We start from the raw sequence: 19,043 nt of genomic DNA on the forward strand, positions 1-19,043 counted from the left end.
ATATTATACAAAAAGGAGGATTTTTTGATAGTTTCTCAATGCTTAAGCTACACTGACCCCCAGTCTAACTGTGGGTTTTCATTCATACAAAAAAGATTCCAGAATCTCTGTAATCCTGGAATCTTTATATCCTAGTTGTTTTTTTGAACAATTTCTAAATTATAATTTATTGGTCTGCTATAGTTAACAACTTTTACTTCTACATCTTCAAAGCCTGGAACTTTTACAATAACCTTATCACCATCATTAAGTCCAAAAATTACAAGGCCAGTAGATTTGCTATTTCCATATTCTCCTGCATAATATCCAGGTCTTTTTTCTCCGTAGTTATAAGGTAACTTGCTAAGCTTTTCTTGACCTTTTAGTACAGTGGCATTCCCTTCTCCTAAAGCCTTTAACCACTCTTTTGCGTCCTCGTTATTTTTATCTATATCTATAGATTTAGACGATCCCATTTTTAATTTAGTACTAATATTTTTAGCCGGAGAAGTTACTATTATTTCTTTTGTAGTAGTTTTTGTCTTGTCTAATACTGAAGTTGCTTTAACAGTAATTTTAGTACTAGTCTCATCACCTGCTATTGTTAAAACTCCATCATTATTTATGCTTGTATTAGGACTATTTTTTCCTTCAATTTCAAATTTAACTTTCTTATCTTCGTCTTTTAGGTTTTTCCCTTCAACAGTCGCTTTTAATTTAAGGCTTTTTCCTTTTTCTAGGCTTGTTTCAGTATTTTCGATTTTTACAGATGATACCTCTTTAAGCTTTTTAATGTTTATAAATAAAGAACCATTAAACTCTGCATCTTTTCCCCATTTAACTTCGATAGTTTCTCCATTTTTAAGTTTATCAAAGTTTAATATCTCTATATTTTCACCATTATTTTTTATCTTTCCCTCTTTTTCCTTAATAACGAGCTTATTTCCACTTTGGTCAATTATAGGATTCCTCACAAGACTATTTGTGGTAACAATATCAACTTCTTGAGAGCCCATTTCTACCGCAACTTTAAATTTGCTTCTAAGCTTTCCAATAGGCGAGGCATCAAAAATCTTGTTACGACCTAGTTTTACTTCTCTAAGATTTGCCATATCAACAAGAGGATTTATATTAGAAATTTGATTTGTTTGTAAATTCATTTCTGTTATTTCATTAAGTCCCCTTAAGAATGATATATCAGTCAATCCAGATCTAATGATTGTTAAATCATCTAGCTTTTTAAGTTTAGATATAGGAGAAAAGTCCTTTACTTTTTTTGCATTATTAATCTTAAGCTCTGTTATATTTGTTAGATTTTTTAGTACATCTAATGATTCTATATCTGGGTTGTTACCTATATCTAAATCTTCAAGATTTACTAATTTTTTCAACGGGCTTATATCTTTTATTTTATTCTCTGAAACGTGAATTTCCTTTAACTCTGTTAAGTTCTTTAAACTATCTAAACTTTCGATTTTATTCCCATTAGCTAAAAGTCTAGTCAATTTAGTTGACTTCTCTAAAGGTGATAAATCTGTTATTTGCTTATTTCCTGAAATATCAAGAAGTGTTAATTTTTCGTGATCCTTTAGAGCTTCGATAGATGAAACCTTATTATATTGAATTGATAATTCTTCAAGATCTTTACACTCCTTTAAAGGACTTATATCAGTAATTTCTCCAGTTCTATTCAAGAGTAATTTTTTTAATTTTTTTAGATTTTCAAATCCATTTATTGATTTTATTCCTTTATTTCCATATAAATCTAACTCTTCAAGTTCTGTTAAACTTCCTATTGCACTTAAATTTTCTATTTTATTATTTTTTAAAACCAGTTTTTTAAGTTTTGTGAGACCTTTAAGAGGACTTATATCTGTAAGGTATTTGTCTGTAGGGTTTTGTTCACTCTTTGCTAAATATTGATCGTCTAATTCAAGAGTTTCTAAGTTCTTACACTTTTTTAAAGGAGTTAGGTCAATGACCTCATTTCCTGTAAGATCAAGAATTGTCATATTCACAGCATATTCTAAACCTTCTAGTGACTTTATTCCTCCCCTTCTTGACTGAGTGAAATTTAGATTACAATCAAGTCCCTTTAACTGTGACATCTTTTTTTCAGTTATTTTCTGACCATCCTTGTAAATATTTTGATGCTTAAGTTGGTTTATTATAGCTTTTTTCAAAATCTCATCTTTTATATTTACTTCTTTTGAATTGTCAATATTATTTTGTGAATTTTGATTATTACTATTGTGAGTTTTATTAGTATTTTTGTTATCTTCTTTTGATTCTTCAGTATTATTAGGGTTTAGTAACTTCTTTTCCAACTCCTTAGAAAGGCTTTTTTCCCCTCCAACTAAAACTACTTTTTTAAGCCCTTGGAACTTAAATACTTCATTAGAAACGTCATTTCCATTAGTTAATAATATTGGTGCATGAAGTTTTTTTGCAAGAGGTGTTGATGCTAAAGCGTCTGCAAAAACCCTTCCAGATGCCAATACAGCAGTATCAAAATTTCCAAATTCTTTAGCTATTTGCATCGAAGTTTCATATCTATCTTTACCAGAAATTCTTTTTCCAAAAGTTTTTTTAATCGAATTTACTCCTCCAAAAGTATAAACAACATTATATTTTTGAGGAATATTTCCAGCTAAAGATCCATCAACTAAAAGTAAAGGCATTCCTTTTTGTGATAAATATGCCCCGGCGCTTAAAGCGTCTGGAAAGTCCTTTCCAGTAGCTATGGCAATATTGTTCACACCCATTTTTTCAACTATTTTAAGAGATGTTTCATATCTATCTTTACCAGCAATCCTAGATACCTTGAAGTTCTTTTTCAAATTATTTTCAAGAGTATTTGATATTGAGTTTTTACCACCTACAATAGTTATCTCAGTTATTGACTTTGATTTTAATTTATCAACATCTAAAGTCTTACCGTCACTAAGAACTATTGCAGCATTTTCTTTCCCTGCCAAAGGACCAACGGATAAAGCATCTGCAAAGATCTTCCCATTAGTCAAATATACTTTATTTGTATCCATCTTATCAAGGATATCAATGGATGTCTGATATCTATCTTTCCCATAAATTCTCTCTAAGGATAACTCTGAGGAAGATTCACTAGCATATGTATTAACTGATACTAAACTTGAAAAAGTTATAGCCGTCGCTAATAACAGTGATGTGCTTTTCTTACTGTTTTTTGTTTTTGTATTCATAATACCTCCAACCTCCAATAAAAAATTTTAGAGAATAATCTCTGCTACGATTATAAATCTAATTGATATTGATTGTCAATACTATTTTCAAAAAAATAAAAAAAGATAATAGATTTGTCTACTACCTTTTTTAAATTAAAATTTATGAATAAAAAATATCTAAATCTATCATTATTTCTCCATAATATCCGTTTTTGTGCCATACTTTTAATCCACATATGATAAATTAATTAAATTCACTAATGCTAAGTTCAATTACTTTTATTAAAGCAAAGTCAATACATATCCATCAATCAAAGCTATAAAAAAGTACATTATAAACGCACGTAAAAAAGAATCAATATGCTTTTTTGATTTTTGATAAAGGCGCTTTTCAGGGATTTTAAAAAATCTCATTCGCTTTGTATTTCTCCACCATAATAGATCAATTACAATAAGGTCAAATAAGTTCAGCGATTGCCCTAAAATAAATAATTATATCAAATTAAGCTTTTATTAGTATTGCTTTGTAAATTGGTACAAAGTTTTCATTCATACAAAAATGCCCACAACTAAAAGTTGTAGGCACCTTATATAAAGCCTTTTTACTTATTTAAATATTTTTCTCTTAGATACTTGTCCATAGCCGCAGCCGCTGTCCTACCTGCACCCATTGCAGATATAACTGTTGCAGCTCCTGTAACAGTATCTCCACCAGCATATATACCTTCTAATGAAGTAAGTCCTTCTTCATCTGCTACTATACACATTTTCTTGTTTGTTTCAAGACCTGGTGTAGTAGATGAAATTAGTGGGTTAGGTCTAGTTCCTAGTGACATGATAACCATGTCAACATCTAGTGTAAATTCTGAACCTTCAACTTCAACTGGCCTTCTTCTTCCAGATTCATCAGCTTCTCCAAGTTCCATTCTTACACATACCATACCCTTCACGTTACCGTCTTCATCAACTAGGATTTCTTTAGGATTTGTAAGTAGGTCGAACTGGATCCCCTCTTCTTTAGCGTGGTGTACTTCTTCAACTCTTGCTGGAAGTTCTGCTTCACTTCTCCTGTATACAATATGAGTATCGGCTCCTAGACGTAGTGCTGTTCTTGCAGCATCCATCGCAACGTTACCACCACCTATTACAGCCACCCTCTTACCGACTCTGATTGGAGTATCATAGTCATCTATATAGGCTTTCATTAGGTTTACTCTTGTAAGAAACTCATTAGCAGATAAGACACCGTTAGCGTTTTCACCTGGTATTCCCATAAATGAAGGAAGACCTGCACCTGATCCTATGAATACAGCCTTAAAGCCTTCATCTTCTATCATTTCATCGATTGTTATTGTTCTACCTACAACAACATTGTTTTCTATCTTAACTCCAAGTTTCTTTATAGAATTTATTTCATAGTTTACTACCTTAGACTTTGGCAGTCTGAATTCTGGTATACCATAAGTCAATACTCCGCCTGACTCATGGAAGGCTTCGAATATAGTAACATCGTAACCAAGCTTTGCAAGGTCACCAGCACATGCAAGTCCAGAAGGTCCTGAACCTACAACTCCTACCTTTATACCGTTCTTTTCTATATCACCTGTAAGATCTATATCATTTTCTCTTGACCAGTCTGCTACGAATCTTTCAAGCTTACCTATAGAAACTGGTTCATTCTTTATACCTACAACACACTTACCTTCACACTGTGATTCCTGTGGACATACTCTACCACATACAGCTGGAAGTGAACTTGATTTAGCTATTACCTTAGCAGCTTCTTCTATATTACCTTCTTTAAGTTCCTGGATAAAATCTGGAATATTTATGCTTACTGGACATCCTTCAACACATCTAGGCTTCTTACAGTTTAGACATCTTGTCGCTTCTTCCATAGCTTCTTCTTTATTGTAACCATAGCAAACTTCTTCAAAGTTAGTTGCTCTTACCTTTGGATCTTGTTCTCTTACCGCTACTTTTTCTTTAACTGGCATTAGTGCTTACCTCCTATTTTACAGTCTGGGCTAGAATGAGTTGCCCCATCAGCTTTTCTTAGAGCCTTTCTACCTTCTTCAGACTTAAACATCTGCTGTCTTTTCATTGCTTCGTCAAAGTTAACCTTCCATCCATCAAATTCTGGCCCATCAACACAGGCAAACTTGATTTCATCTCCTATACTTACACGACAGGCACCACACATACCTGTACCATCTACCATTATAGTATTTAAACTTACTATAGTAGGTATATTTAACTTCTTAGTAGCTAGACAGGCAAACTTCATCATTATCATAGGACCGATAACTATTGCTTCGTCATACTTTTTACCCTGATTAAGAACAAGATCGTCTAGCATATTAGTTACGTTTCCATGTAATCCATATGTACCATCGTCTGTACACATGTATAGGTTCTTAGCAACTGCTCTCATCTTGTCTTCATATATAATTATGTCTTTTGTTCTCGCTCCGATTATTACATCAACATCTACACCATGTTCGTGTAACCATTTAACCTGTGGATAAACTGGCGCTGCACCAACACCACCTGCTATAAATATTATATTTCTTTTCTTTAGTTCCTCTATATCTTCGTGAATAAATTCACTTGGCTGACCTAGTGGACCTACGAAATCCTTTACATATTCACCAGCTTCTAGCTTACTTAGCTTCTTACTTGAATCGCCAACTGTCTGGAATACTATTGTAACAGTGCCTCTTTCATTATCGAAATCCGCAATTGTTAAAGGAAGTCTTTCCCCCTTGTCATCTATAATGACGATAATAAACTGACCTGGTTTTGCAGATCTAGCAACTCTTGGAGCCTCTATATCCATTAGATATACAACTTCGTTAAGTTGTTTTTTCTCAACTATTTTATAGCTCATTAAACTACTCCTCCTCATAAAAAGATAACTACATTTTTTTAAAACTGCTAAATACAAAAAATAATAAGACCTGGCTTTATTATACACTATATAATAGATTATTTACAGTAATATATTGATTTTTAAAAAATATTCTTAATATATTATAGTGTTGTAATTAAAACAGCTTTATTTAGGATGCTCAAGCCCTATATTATAATAAGTGTTTAAGAAATATATATGTGGTATAATAATAGTAAATAAATATTGATGGAGGTGTTCCAGTGAAAAGATTAATTAGTATTGATGAATTTAATGAAATGAAAAAGAAAGATGATAAAATTGTAATTTTCGACTGTAGGTTTGACCTTATGAACAAAACATACGGTGTTGACTCCTACTCTAAGGGACATATTAAGGGTGCCTACTTGATGGATATTGAACACGACTTAGTTGATCCAGTATCTGAGCACGGTGGTAGACATCCTTTCAAAAAACCTGAAGATTTAAAGACTGTACTAGAAAATTTTGGTGTTGATAATGACACTACTATTATCACATATGATGACGGAGATATGCAGGGAGCAGCTAGATTAGTCTTCCAGCTAAATCAGTTGGGCATAAAAAGAGCTTTTTGCCTTGATGGTGGATTCACTGCCTACAAAGCAAATGGTGGCGAGGTTGAAACTAGCCCTAATACTCCAGTAAAATCTGATAAGGAACTAGACATAAAAATTGACAATTCTTATTTTGTAGATATGGACTATGTTAAATCTTCTCTTTATAAGGAAGGTACTCTTCTGATAGACTCCAGATCACACAATAGGTATTTAGGTCTTGAAGAACCTGTTGACAGGGTTGCCGGTCACATACCTAGTGCAAAAAACTACTTCTTTATGGATACTATGAATCTTGAAAATATACAAGACACTTCGTTTAAGTCTGACGAATTCCTTAAAGACCACTTCAAAAAACTGGACGATTACAAGGAAATAATCATATACTGTGGTTCAGGAATTTCCCTAATGGTCAATGCTCTTGCCCTTGACAAGGTTGGTATAGACTACAAAGTTTACCCAGGTAGCTACTCTGACTGGATTAGCTATCAAGATAATGATATAATGACGGGTCAAGAATAAAAATATATTAAAATTAACATTTCATGAGGCATACGGCTAAGTTTTTACGATTATAAAATAGAGCCCGTATGCCTTTTTATATTACTATGTCTTTTTAATAATTCTTTTTTCTTAAGAATATTATTCTCAACAAAAAACTTGCATTTACACTAATATTAATGTAAAATAATAACTGTAATGAAATATACTATGGGGGTATTTTGAGCATTTTTAACTACTCTGTGCCCTATAATTATTGAAATTAATGTCATTCTTTTCATTATATACAATGGAATAATACTTTATTAAAACTACTAGTCTTCAACTTATTCTTCTAGTTGAGACTTTTTAACTAAACTATACCTAGTAATCTAGGTTCTACAGGAGGAAACAATGTCTTTAAAAGAAAAGATTAACAAGAGTCTATCAAAAATCACTAATAAGAATTTAGATGGACAAGAGGGAGATAACAAAAAAACAAGAAAAATTCAAATTTATATCGGAGTCGCTGTAGTGTGCGTCATTGTTGCAGTAGGTTGTTTGGTTATATACAATAATACTAGAAAACCAGATGTGCCACAGGTTCAGACTTATATGGTGCCAGAAAATGAAAAAATATTTATTAACGGTCTTATAATACCTAGCAAGAGCAAGGAGATAGCTGGTCCAGCTAATGGCTCTACTCCAGATATAAGGGTAAGCAACGGTCAAACAGTTAAAACAGGTGATGTGCTGTATATAGTAAAGGATGAGGCTGCAATAGCTGAGATTGCTTCGATAAAAACTCAGATATCAAACTTGATAAAGGAAAAAAGATCCATGAATTCAGATGATCCAAACCTTTTCTCCATAAATAGTCAAATATCTACGCTTAACTCCAACCTATCTTTGGCTAATGCTAAAGCCTACACTAAGGTTAAGTCACCTATTGATGGTAAAGTGTACTTAAATAACGATAGTAACTCATCATCTAATTCAAATTCGTCTATAATGACTATACAGACTACTGAATATGTAATGAGTGGCCAAATAAGCGAACAGGACTTGAGCAAAGTCAAGGCAGATATGACATCTGATGTGACTATCCTATCTACTGGAGAAACTGTCAAGGCTAGAGTTAGCTCTATATCTGACAGACCTATATCTTCTGGCCCACCACGTGCTGCAGCTCCTGGAGAATCTTCTGGAGGTTCAGATATATCATTCTATGCTGTGACACTTACTTTTGACACTCAAGAAGGTATAATCGACGGCTATCATGCACAGGCAGCTATAGAAGTTAACACAGACAGGCATAAGATTCCTTCTAAGGCTATTATCAATAACGGAGATGAAGTATATGTTCTTCTTAATGTAGACGGCATATTAACTAAGGTTAATGTTGAAATAATATCTGAAGGTGATGAGTACGTTACAGTTTCTGGAAACCTAAATGAAAATGATATTGTGATCAAGAACCCTACAAAGACAATGAAGGACGGAGACCCAGTTCCAGGTACTGGAGAAAAATCTAACGCTTCCGCTTCAAAAAAGTAAAGAAGGGGTGGTAAATTTGCAAATTGAATTGAGTAATATACAAAAGTATTACAAGGTTGGTAAGGAAAAAATCCATGTATTAAAAGATTTAAATCTCCAAGTTGAGAGTGGTGAATTTTTGATGATAATGGGTAAATCAGGTAGTGGTAAGACTACCCTACTCAATGTACTTGGTTTTTTGGATAAGATAGACAAGGGTAAGTTTTATTTTAATGGTAAGGACGTCAGCAACCTTAATGAAAATCAAAGGTCTGAATACAGGTGCTCTAGTTTGGGTTATGTATTCCAGCAGTTCAACCTTATAGATACTCTTACTGTTTACCAGAATATAGAGATACCACTTGTATATAGTGGTGTTAAAGATAAGAATACTAGAAAGAATTTAATAGAGTCAAGACTTGAAGATGTTGGTCTTTTGGACAAGAAAGACGCATTCCCTAACCACCTATCAGGTGGACAAAAACAAAGAATTGCTATTGCAAGAGCCCTAGTCAATAATCCTAGCATAATATTTGCTGATGAACCGACTGGAGCCCTTGACTCTGATACAGGAAGGGATATTATGAACCTTCTAACCGACCTAAACAAGAGTGGTACAACTATAATAATGGTAACCCACGATTTGGACATGACAAAATATGCCTCAAGGGTCGTAAATTTAAAAGACGGTGTCTTTGTAGAGGGGGTTGTTTAATATGTTAACTTTAATTAAAAATTCAGCAGCCAATCTTAGAGGACACAAACTTAGACTAGTGATTGCCTTCATATGGATAATCATTGGTATAACTTCAGTAGTATTTGTAAGTGCTATGGGTAATGCTATGAGTTCAATGTTCAAGTCTACCTTCAAGTCACTTGCACCTAACACTGCAGTTATTTATTACGAAAACAAAAGCTATGACAGTAACTCTTCTACTGCTTTGATTCAGCCTTTTGTTAAATCTGATTTACAGATAATACAGGCAATCGAAGGTGTTGAAAAGGTTGAGGTTCACAACAAGCCCTTGGCAATTGCACCAGGTACAAGAGATGATGCATTCTACGGTGAAGCAAAGTACTTCGACAAGTCCACTTCCCTAGCAGTTATCGATCCTTCTGATACGAAATACAAAATCATTAAGGGTAGAGCCATTAGTGAATCTGATGAAGGTTCTAGGGTTGCAGTTATACCAGACCAAGCGGCAAAAGACCTTTTCGATGAAGAGTCTCCTATTGGTAAGGGTATTGAACTAAACAAGGTAGTCTACCAGATAGTCGGAGTAAGCGACTCTAAGAAAATATACGATGCAACGGAAAAGAAATTTAGAGACCGTACTAACTTCGATTCAGCAGAATACTATACAGTAGTTCCAAAAACATCATTTTTATTCCTTTCAGGTAAACTGGCTCAGTCAAATGATGTTCAAAATATAAAGGTAACTGTTAATGATGGCGAAAATTTAAAGGCTGTCACTGACAAAGTTATAGAATCATTAAATACTCTCCACCCTAACCTTAGTAATGGTGAGTATAAGGTTCATGACCAGTCTTCAATCCAGAAAGCTACACAAGCTATGACTAAGGGTATAGATAAATTTGTAAGAATTATCACTATAATATCTATGGTAGTCGGCGGTGTCGGCATCATGAACATCATGTACGTATCTGTCATGGAACGTGGTAAGGAAATAGGTATTAGAAGGGCCCTTGGAGCAAAACCTCGTACTATCTTGTTCCAATTCTTGGTTGAATCTGTATTTATAACATCTGTTGGTGGAGTTATGGGAGTTATTGTAGGTTATGCTATAACTATGTATTCAAGAAATTACCTACCAATAAAACCTATACCTAGCTTTAATAGTTTTCTATACTCATTTATAGCTATCGTATTAACAGGTATAATATTCGGTCTAGTGCCTGCCTACAAGGCATCCAAACTAGATCCAATAAAAATAATCTATAAATAAAATTATGAGATTAACTCTTTTGGGTTAATCTCTTTTTAAAAAGGAGAAGCTTATGAACAAAATATTGATAAAAAATGGCTTGATCATCAATCCAGCAACAAAGTTTGAGAAAATTTCAGACCTATTAATTGAAGACGGTATTGTAAAAGAAATATCTACTGAAATCTCCCCTTGCGACCAGACCCAGATAATAGACGCCAAAGGATGTGTTGTATCACCTGGTCTAATAGATATCCATGTTCACTTCAGGGACCCTGGCTTTACTCACAAGGAAGACTTGTTTACTGGATCTATGGCTGCAGCTGCTGGTGGATTTACAAGTGTCCTACTTATGGCCAATACAAATCCCAAGGTGGATTCTGTGAAAACTCTAGAATATATAAAAGAAAAAGCTAAGGATTGCCCTATAAATATATTCCAAGAAGCTGCCCTAACCCACGACTTCAAGGACAAGCTAGTAGATATGAAATCACTAAAAGATTCTGGTGCTGTAGGCTTTACAAATGATGGTGTTCCAGTCATGTCTACCAAGATCCTTCGTGAAGCTATGAAAATAGCCAAAGACCTTGATGTAATAATTGCCCTACACGAGGAGGACAACTCGCTGATTACAACACATGGTGTAAATGATGGACCTGTAGCAGAAAAACTTGGACTTGTAGGTGCTCCAAAAGCTGCTGAAGACTTGATGGTAGCAAGAGATGCTATGTTGGCATTAGAAACTGGTGCCTGTATAGATATCCAACATATCAGCTCTGGAAATTCAGTTGACTTCATTAGATATGCCAAGTCAATCGGTGTTAAAATCCTAGCAGAAGCCACTCCACACCACTTCACCTTGACAGAGGAAGACGTCTTAAAATACTCTAGCCTAGCCAAGATGAACCCACCACTTAGGACAGCAGATGACAGGGAAAAAATAATACAGGGTCTTATAGATGACACTATTGAAGTGATTGCAAGCGACCATGCCCCACATACTGATGAAGAAAAAAATGTAGAATTTAAAAAGGCTCCTAGTGGTATCATTGGACTTGAGACTGCCCTAGCCTTATCTGTTAGCCAACTAGTAAAAACCAACAGACTATCAATGTCTCATATGTTGTCCAAGCTGACTATCAACCCATCCAACTACTACAAACTTGACAGGGGTGATATATCTGTTGGTAAGGTAGCAGATATATGCATATTCAATCCCGATGAAGAATATACAGTAGAAAAATTCCACTCAAAATCTTCCAACTCTCCATTTATAGGATGGAAATTATTTGGAAAAGTGAAATATACAATATGCGGCGGTAAAATAGTATATAAGGAAAACTAATCTATAATACAGATAGATATTATCTTAAATAATACTATAATAAAAAGACAAGCAGTTAGAAATAAATCCACCTGCTTGTCTTTTACTAGTATACTATAAATTTATTAGGGTTTTGTCTACTATTTCTGCTTCATCTTCAAGATAGTCTTCCCTCATCAAATCACTAATCTTCTCTAAATTTGTATTTAACTTACTAAGTCTCTTTTTAAGAATTTCAATATTGTCTTCAGTAGAAAAATCTAAATCCTCTCCTAAAAACATAGTAAGAGTTGATGAAGTATTCAGGAGTTTAAAGGCAGTATCCTTGACTAGCTCAGCATCATAACTTTTCTCTTTGTCCTCCGCCTGCACGTACATGGCAAGAGCCAAACTAGCAAGGTCACTTGAATCCTTGATTGTACTCCTAATAAGTTGCAAAAGATCATCATTTTGGCTATCTATCATATCATAATACTTATATGTCTTATCCTTATCAGTATCTTCCATCTCATAAAATACTTCACTATCATAACCACATACTGGACATACTCCCGGTATCTCATCACCTATGTGTATATATCCGCACTCTTTACACTTATATCTTTTCATTGCTAACCCTTTCTCTAACATAATCACTATTCTATTAAATATATATCCATAATTCGAGAAATAAAACATATATAAGTCAACTTAACTAATTGATAACAATTTCTTGATTTCTTAAATAAAAATTAAGAAATTGTTATCAATTAATATTGCTATATATGTTTATTTATACTAGCATTTATAGTATAATATGGACAATGGAGGTAGTTATGAGAGATAAGAAAAGAAGAAATGTAAATATTGATTTTGAATCATCAGACAAAAAACACAAACGCAGGAAACCTAGAAAGAGAAAATCTAGAAATTTAAAGAAAATACTCCTGTTATTAATTATTGCGGTATCAGTAGCAGGCTCTATAAAGATAGGCCTTTCATATAAGCGTGATCGTCAAGCACTTCAGGCCAGAAACGAGCAAAAAAGAGCCCTAGATCGTGAGCTAGATCAGGAAGAAAAGGGTCCTGTAGTAGGACAAAGAGCTAAAGAAAAGAAATTGTATGGTGTAGATGCACAGAAGGTATGGAATTCACTTAATGCCTATGACTATGAAAATGGTGGAAAAAAAGAAGTTTTCCTTACTTTTGACGACGGCCCATCTTTGACAAACACACCTAATGTATTAAAGATATTAAAAGATAATGACGTCAAAGGAACTTTCTTTGTAATTGGTAAATCACTTAGGATGAATGGTGCCCCTCAGATATTGAAGGACGAATACGATGCTGGAATGGCAATAGCAAATCATTCATATTCACATGATTACAAGCACCTTTATCCAGGTAGAGTTCTAAATCTAGACAACTTTACTAGTGACTTCAAGAAAAATGATGAGCTTATTTCAGATGCTCTAGGTAAAAACTTTAAAACAAGAGTTATTAGATGTCCTGGTGGCCAGATATCTTGGCAGAAAACAGAACCTCTAAACAACTATCTTATCAAGAATAATATGGCTTCAATCGACTGGAATGCACTTAATTCAGATGCAGAAGGTCCAAAAAAGAATGCCGACCAACTATACGAACTTGCTGTTAAATCAAGCCAAGGTAAAAACCTTGTGGTTCTATTGATGCATGATACTTATGGTAAGGAAGAAACTGTCAAGGCTCTTGACAAGATAATTAAATATTACAAGTCTCAAGGTTACCAGTTCAAGACTCTAGTTTAACTAAATACAAAACATGCCCTTTGATAGTATATGCTCTATTAAAGGGCTATTTTATGCAAAAATATGCAAAAAAAGGATGAGTACCTGTTTATAGGAACTCATCCTTTTTTAATCATAATTTTGTAATTAAAATTATGTTGGAAACATTTTTAGTGTTCGTGCTCGTCTTCGTATTCAGGATGCTCTGCAACATAATCTAGGTATTCCTTCTCTGTTGCCTTGTATTCTTCAAGCATCTTTTCATAGTTAGGTAGGTCTGAATCTTCATCCACCTCAGTACCATTCCAATCTGTATACATCATCTGGTCACCGTTTGTAAGTATCATTCTACCTACATGCGTAGTATCATCTATCAACTCTAACTCGTCTATATTAGCATCAACAACACTCTGGTCTAGCTCGATGTCATCATCAATACACTTAATAACCATGAGTGGTAGTAAGCATCCGTCCTCATCTTCAGCTACTACTGTGATATCTAGGATACCTTCAACACCTTCTTCATATTCATCAAGTGGTGTATCTATCTCTATCATATCTTCAGGTACATTTAACTCTTGTATTAAATACTCAACTACTCTATCTTTCACTAGTTCTTTTGACATAATTATTCTCCTTTTAAAAATTCCTATCTATCAGAATATGTGCTAGTTTTATTATACCATTTACTGGTCATAAAGTCTATATGGATTAAAGGTATAATTAAGAAAATTGCCTTATTCTATATGTAAGTAAGGTGAGTATAATTATGCACTATAATGTGCTAAGGAGGAAATAAAATGAATATAATGAAAAAAATAAGTACTATTCTATGTTCGGCCCTACTAGTTTTGGCTACCGGTTCGCTTTCAAGGGCTGATTCAACTGGTGAAGTCATCTCTCTAGGAGCCAACCTTAAGCCTGCCCAAAAGGCAAGTATACTATCATACTTTGGTGTAGATGAGAACAATCCTAATATAATATATGTTAATAACCAACAGGAAAGAAAGTACCTAGCAGGAGTTGCTCCAGAGGCTCAGTTAGGTCATGTGACTATGTCTTCTTCATATGTAGTACCTACAACTAGCGGTGGCATAAATGTTAAGACATCTAATATAACATGGGTTACAAGCTCAATGATTGCATCAACTCTTTCTACAGCAGGAGTAGAAAATGCAAATGTTGTAGCTGCAGCTCCCTTCCCTGTCAGTGGTACTGGTGCCCTTACAGGAATAATCATTGGTTTTGAAAAGTCTACTGGTGGCAACCTTACTGAGACCAAGAAAAAGCTAGCCAATGAAGAGTTGGTTACAACTGGGCAACTAGCCAACCAGATAGGTCAAGAAAAGGCAACTGGCATAATCAATGATGCAAAAAAAGAAGTCATAAAAGACGACCTAAAAAATAAATCAGAAATAGAAAAAGCAGTAAAAGATGCTGCTGCAACATACAATGTCAATCTTAATACTGGTGACATAAACGTGATTGTCAACCTTCTAAAAAATATCGGTAGCCAAAACTATAACTACAATGATGTAAAAGATACCCTAAATAATGTAAGTGCAAATGTGGTATCAAAGCTTAAGGAAAATGGTGAAAATATAGATGCACAAGCTATAATAGATAAGGCCACTTCATGGCTAAAAAATAGCAAGGATGCCAATAAGTTTTTCAACCAGTTTGACGACTCTAAGCTATCAAAGGATGCAGTAGTCAGCACAACTAATGAAGCTGCTAGTTTTGCCAAGGAAAAAATATTTAATAATGCAAACAAGGCTCAAGCCTCAGGAATTTGGGAAAAGATCAAGGCTTTTATAGACTCGTTCTTTAATTAAAGTATAAATAGAAAAAAATATCTAGGTTATTGACCTAGATATTTTTTATTTATTACATTTACTCAATTTATTGCATTTAATCATTTATATACTTATTATATAATCTTTAACTAATGAACACCTATTAGAACGTTGCTACTATAGCTCCCTTATATGTATCTTCAATAAACTTCTTAACTTCTGGTGAAGTAACAGCCTTACTAAGGGCCTTAATTTTTTCACTATCCTTGTTCTCCTTCTTAACAGCTATTATGTTAGCATATGGAGAATCACTAGACTCTATAGCAATTGAATCCTTAGTAGGGTTTAATTTAGCTTCTATAGCATAGTTTGAATTGATTACTGCTAGATCAAGGTCTGGTAATGAAGTTGGTAGCTGCTCTGCACCTATTTCCTTTATAACTATGTTCTTCTTGTTTTCTGTGATATCATTTTTAGTCAATAACTTCTTATCAGCAACCTTTATAAGACCTTCTTTTGCAAGTAACTGAAGAGCTCTTGACTCATTTGTAGGGTCATTTGGAACACCAATTACAGCCTTGTCCTTTAAATCAGCAATCTTAGTAATCTTCTTTGAATATGCTCCCATAGGCTCTAAGTGTACCTTTACAGTATATGTAAGGTCTGTCTTGTTCTTAGAATTAAATTCTTCAAGGTAAGGTACGTGCTGGTAGTAGTTTGCATCTAGTGAATTATCTAATAATGCTGTATTTGGAAGTACATAGTCGTTAAATACTTTTACCTCCAATTTATATCCATCTTTTTCAAGTAATGGCTTTACAACCTTATTAAGTATCTCTGCGTGTGGGTTGGCAGTTGCTCCAACTACTATAGTCTTGTCATCTCCCTGAGACTTTCCTGAATCCTTTTTAGCTCCGCAAGCAACTAGGCCTACTGATAATACTGCAACTAATGCTAATGATAATAATTTCTTTGCTTTCATATACAATCCTCCTAATTTTTATAAATAATTTTTATGATTTCTATATATCCAAAGAGCGGTGATCGTGCACTACCACAACTCTTATAAATACCTCTTCTAAATATATCTTGTAACTGTCTCTTGTGACTGTCTTATATTTACGAATAAATTTATTTCTTCTTATTGTACTACTTTTTCTTCTTGTATAGTAAGTCTCCTGCCCACTGTATGACTTGTACTATAAGTATTAAGGCCACAACTGTATATAGGATGACATTCTTATCAAATTGCTGGTAACCATACATCAAGGCTACATTACCAAGTCCACCTGCACCAACTGCTCCAGCCATAGCTGTATATCCTAATATTGTTATAATTGCAAGTGTTATTCCAGATATTATTGATGGTGTTGCTTCTTTTAGCATGACCTTAAATATAATCTGTCTCTTAGTTGCCCCAAATGATTTGGCTGCCTCTATAAGCCCTGGATCAACTTCATTTAAAGAAGACTCTATTAGCCTAGCTATAAAGGGTGCTGAACCAATTGTTATAGGTACAAGGGCTGCAGTCTCCCCTATTGATGTACCAACTATTAACCTTGTAAGCGGTATTATAGATATAAGTAGTATAATAAATGGGAAACTCCTCACCATATTAACTACCAATCCCAAAACGCTGTAAACTGACTTATTTGGTTTTAGTCCGTCTGATTTTGTAATTACAAGCACAACGGCTATTACAAACCCTATCAGTGTTGCCAGAATTGTAGGTACAAACAACATATATACTGTCTGTAATAGTGCTGGCATAAATAATGTTGTCATATAATCACTAAAGCTCATCTTCTACCTCCTGCCATATCATATCATGTCTATTTAAATAGTCCTTTACGCTGTCTACATAACCATCTGGTATGTTTATTATCAAAGAACCAAGAATATCGTCCCTAAATTTTTCTAGTCTACCGTATATTATAGATACATCTATATTCAACTCCCTTGCCATCGAAGTTATTATAGCTTCATTTGACTTGTCGTTTGTAAATAGTAGTTTTAAATTATTACCCTGTGGCAATACTATATTATCTTCGCCTAGTAGTTTTCTTATTGCCTTGTTGCTCTTTAGAAAGACCTCTTCAGTATCACCCATCTCAATAACCCTGCCAGCATCCATAATCGCTGTCCTTGTGCAAATCTGCTTTATAACCTCCATCTGGTGAGTAACCATTATAATTGTGATCCCTAACTTTCCGCTGATTTGCCTTAGAAGTTCAAGAATAGACTTTGTAGTCTTGGGATCAAGTGCTGAAGTTGCCTCATCACACAAGAGAACCTTAGGATTCATTGTAAGAGCTCTTGCAATAGCAACTCTCTGCTTTTGCCCACCACTCAAGTTTCTTGGCTTGTCATCCTTTTTATCGAGAATACCAACAAGGTCAAGAAGTTCCTCAACCCTTGTCTTAATTTGGTCCTTGCTATAACCAAAACATTCCATAGGAAGGGCTACATTTTCAAAAACAGTTCTTCTCTCAAGTAATGAGAAATGTTGGAATATCATTCCCAGGTTTTTTCTCAAGTCCCTAAGGTCATTTTCATTTAACTTACCAACATCTGTACCATCTATTAGCACCTGACCTGACGAAAAATCCTCCAGCCTATTTATACACCTAAGAAGTGTAGACTTACCTGCACCACTATGACCTATAATACCAAAAATTTCTCCATCCTTAATAGTGATATTTATATCCTTTAAAACTTGTGTGTCACCAAAATATTTATTTACGTTTCTTATTTCTATCAACTTTATTTCTCCTTTCATAATTAAATATAAAAAATGCCTGAGTAAATAACCCAGACACAGGACTCTACTCATCTATCAGCTTTTTAGCTGCTGGAATTAGCACCTTAATCAAATCAGGTTGCCGGGTTTCATAGGGCCAGTCCCTCCACCACTCTCGATAAGAGATATTTAATTGTAATTTAGTAGCTAAATTTATGTACTAGTAATTTCTTATATCTATAATAATTCTTTATTAGTAAAAAGTCAAGAAAAAAATTAAACTTTTTATGATAATCGCAAAAAGTCTGAATTTTCCCAAGCAAACTATAAAAATTATCCACTAAATAAAGACTACATCTTGCTGACTGACTTGACTGTAATAACTAAATAAAAAATCAAGGCTATTGCTACTACAAAAATCATTCCATAGTCAGCTACCTTTAGCAAAGTAGTCATTTCTTTACCTCTTTCCTTGTCTTTTTTAAGGTTTAGTATGACACCATATAGCATAACTCCAAGACCTAGTAGGGCTGTAAGCATAGTGTAAGAAGACCTACTAACATATCTAGAATACATCCATATCAAAAATCCTAGTCCCATCACAAATGATGAATTTGACATTAGTTGTTTATCGTTCTTCTTATCAGTTTTTGTTGTAATTTTCTTATCGTAATACGCCTTAGGTTTTTTCTTGTTATTCTTTGCCATTTTATCCTCCACAATTATAAAAATATTAGTCTATTTTTATTTTATCACAATATCCAACTTATTCATATATTATTTACTAATTATAAAAGGGATGGCT

16 protein-coding genes and 1 riboswitch are annotated in these 19,043 nt (G+C 34.0%); of the genes, 7 read left to right on the forward strand and 9 right to left on the reverse strand.

The features are described 5' to 3' along the window. Nucleotides 1-131: 131 nt before the first annotated feature. The 3 genes from HMPREF0631_RS07980 to HMPREF0631_RS07990 form a co-directional block, all read right to left on the reverse strand. A complete protein-coding gene (locus HMPREF0631_RS07980; protein WP_039866482.1) occupies nucleotides 132-3,200 on the reverse strand; it encodes a cell wall-binding repeat-containing protein in 3,069 nt (1,022 codons plus the stop codon). A gap of 584 nt (nucleotides 3,201-3,784) precedes the next feature. Next, nucleotides 3,785-5,179, reverse strand: a complete 1,395-nt coding sequence (gene gltA, locus HMPREF0631_RS07985; protein WP_002844292.1) for an NADPH-dependent glutamate synthase — start codon at nucleotides 5,177-5,179, stop codon at nucleotides 3,785-3,787. After that, a complete protein-coding gene (locus HMPREF0631_RS07990) occupies nucleotides 5,179-6,072 on the reverse strand; it encodes a sulfide/dihydroorotate dehydrogenase-like FAD/NAD-binding protein (protein WP_002844289.1) in 894 nt (297 codons plus the stop codon). Before HMPREF0631_RS07990 ends, gltA begins: the two co-directional genes overlap by 1 nt. Before the next feature lie 263 nt (nucleotides 6,073-6,335). Here HMPREF0631_RS07990 and HMPREF0631_RS07995 point away from each other — a divergent pair, with 263 nt between their 5' ends. The 5 genes from HMPREF0631_RS07995 (at nucleotide 6,336) to HMPREF0631_RS08015 (ending at nucleotide 11,975) form a co-directional block, all read left to right on the forward strand. Continuing rightward, on the forward strand, nucleotides 6,336-7,190 hold the full coding sequence (locus tag HMPREF0631_RS07995; protein ID WP_002844370.1) for a sulfurtransferase: 855 nt from the start codon (nucleotides 6,336-6,338) through the stop codon (nucleotides 7,188-7,190). Nucleotides 7,191-7,562: 372 nt separating this feature from the next. Beyond that, nucleotides 7,563-8,705, forward strand: a complete 1,143-nt coding sequence (locus HMPREF0631_RS08000; protein WP_002844340.1) for an efflux RND transporter periplasmic adaptor subunit — start codon at nucleotides 7,563-7,565, stop codon at nucleotides 8,703-8,705. Between the two features lie 7 nt (nucleotides 8,706-8,712). After that, nucleotides 8,713-9,399 (forward strand): ABC transporter ATP-binding protein, encoded by a 687-nt coding sequence (locus HMPREF0631_RS08005; protein ID WP_334290569.1) that lies wholly within the window; start codon nucleotides 8,713-8,715, stop codon nucleotides 9,397-9,399. Nucleotide 9,400: 1 nt separating this feature from the next. Then, the gene (locus HMPREF0631_RS08010) at nucleotides 9,401-10,651 is read left to right on the forward strand and encodes an ABC transporter permease (protein ID WP_039866485.1); all 1,251 of its coding nucleotides are present in this window, start codon (nucleotides 9,401-9,403) and stop codon (nucleotides 10,649-10,651) included. A 52-nt stretch (nucleotides 10,652-10,703) separates the two neighbouring features. After that, nucleotides 10,704-11,975, forward strand: coding sequence for a dihydroorotase (locus HMPREF0631_RS08015; protein WP_002844341.1), 1,272 nt, complete (start codon nucleotides 10,704-10,706; stop codon nucleotides 11,973-11,975). A gap of 93 nt (nucleotides 11,976-12,068) precedes the next feature. On the opposite strand, the gene HMPREF0631_RS08020 is transcribed toward HMPREF0631_RS08015, so the two are convergent. Continuing rightward, on the reverse strand, nucleotides 12,069-12,563 hold the full coding sequence (locus tag HMPREF0631_RS08020) for a rubredoxin-like domain-containing protein (protein WP_002844354.1): 495 nt from the start codon (nucleotides 12,561-12,563) through the stop codon (nucleotides 12,069-12,071). A 206-nt stretch (nucleotides 12,564-12,769) separates the two neighbouring features. Here HMPREF0631_RS08020 and HMPREF0631_RS08025 point away from each other — a divergent pair, with 206 nt between their 5' ends. After that, nucleotides 12,770-13,723, forward strand: a complete 954-nt coding sequence (locus HMPREF0631_RS08025; RefSeq protein ID WP_002844361.1) for a polysaccharide deacetylase family protein — start codon at nucleotides 12,770-12,772, stop codon at nucleotides 13,721-13,723. 149 nt (nucleotides 13,724-13,872) lie between these two features. Here the strand turns inward: HMPREF0631_RS08025 and HMPREF0631_RS08030 are convergent, their stop codons facing one another. Then, entirely contained in the window at nucleotides 13,873-14,328 is a 456-nt protein-coding gene (locus HMPREF0631_RS08030; protein WP_002844290.1) for a type I restriction enzyme HsdR N-terminal domain-containing protein, read from the reverse strand. A gap of 174 nt (nucleotides 14,329-14,502) precedes the next feature. Between HMPREF0631_RS08030 and HMPREF0631_RS08035 the strand changes: the two genes are divergently transcribed. Further along, nucleotides 14,503-15,537, forward strand: coding sequence for a DUF1002 domain-containing protein (locus HMPREF0631_RS08035; RefSeq protein WP_002844317.1), 1,035 nt, complete (start codon nucleotides 14,503-14,505; stop codon nucleotides 15,535-15,537). A 124-nt stretch (nucleotides 15,538-15,661) separates the two neighbouring features. Here HMPREF0631_RS08035 and HMPREF0631_RS08040 read toward each other — a convergent pair whose 3' ends face one another. From HMPREF0631_RS08040 to HMPREF0631_RS08055, 4 genes are all read right to left on the reverse strand, one after another. Then, on the reverse strand, nucleotides 15,662-16,480 hold the full coding sequence (locus tag HMPREF0631_RS08040; RefSeq protein WP_002844330.1) for a MetQ/NlpA family ABC transporter substrate-binding protein: 819 nt from the start codon (nucleotides 16,478-16,480) through the stop codon (nucleotides 15,662-15,664). A gap of 167 nt (nucleotides 16,481-16,647) precedes the next feature. Then, on the reverse strand, nucleotides 16,648-17,301 hold the full coding sequence (locus HMPREF0631_RS08045; RefSeq protein WP_002844325.1) for a methionine ABC transporter permease: 654 nt from the start codon (nucleotides 17,299-17,301) through the stop codon (nucleotides 16,648-16,650). Continuing rightward, nucleotides 17,291-18,259: a methionine ABC transporter ATP-binding protein gene (locus HMPREF0631_RS08050; RefSeq protein WP_002844318.1), complete on the reverse strand. Its 969-nt coding sequence runs from the start codon at nucleotides 18,257-18,259 to the stop codon at nucleotides 17,291-17,293. The genes HMPREF0631_RS08045 and HMPREF0631_RS08050 overlap by 11 nt, the downstream gene beginning before the upstream one ends. 65 nt (nucleotides 18,260-18,324) lie before the next feature. After that, nucleotides 18,325-18,423, reverse strand: a riboswitch (SAM riboswitch). Between the two features lie 166 nt (nucleotides 18,424-18,589). After that, complete coding sequence (locus tag HMPREF0631_RS08055) at nucleotides 18,590-18,946, reverse strand: hypothetical protein (protein ID WP_002844300.1); 357 nt, start codon at nucleotides 18,944-18,946, stop codon at nucleotides 18,590-18,592. Between the last annotated feature and the right edge of the window lie 97 nt (nucleotides 18,947-19,043).

This window comes from Peptostreptococcus anaerobius 653-L, from assembly GCF_000178095.1.
Lineage (GTDB): Bacteria > Bacillota > Clostridia > Peptostreptococcales > Peptostreptococcaceae > Peptostreptococcus > Peptostreptococcus anaerobius.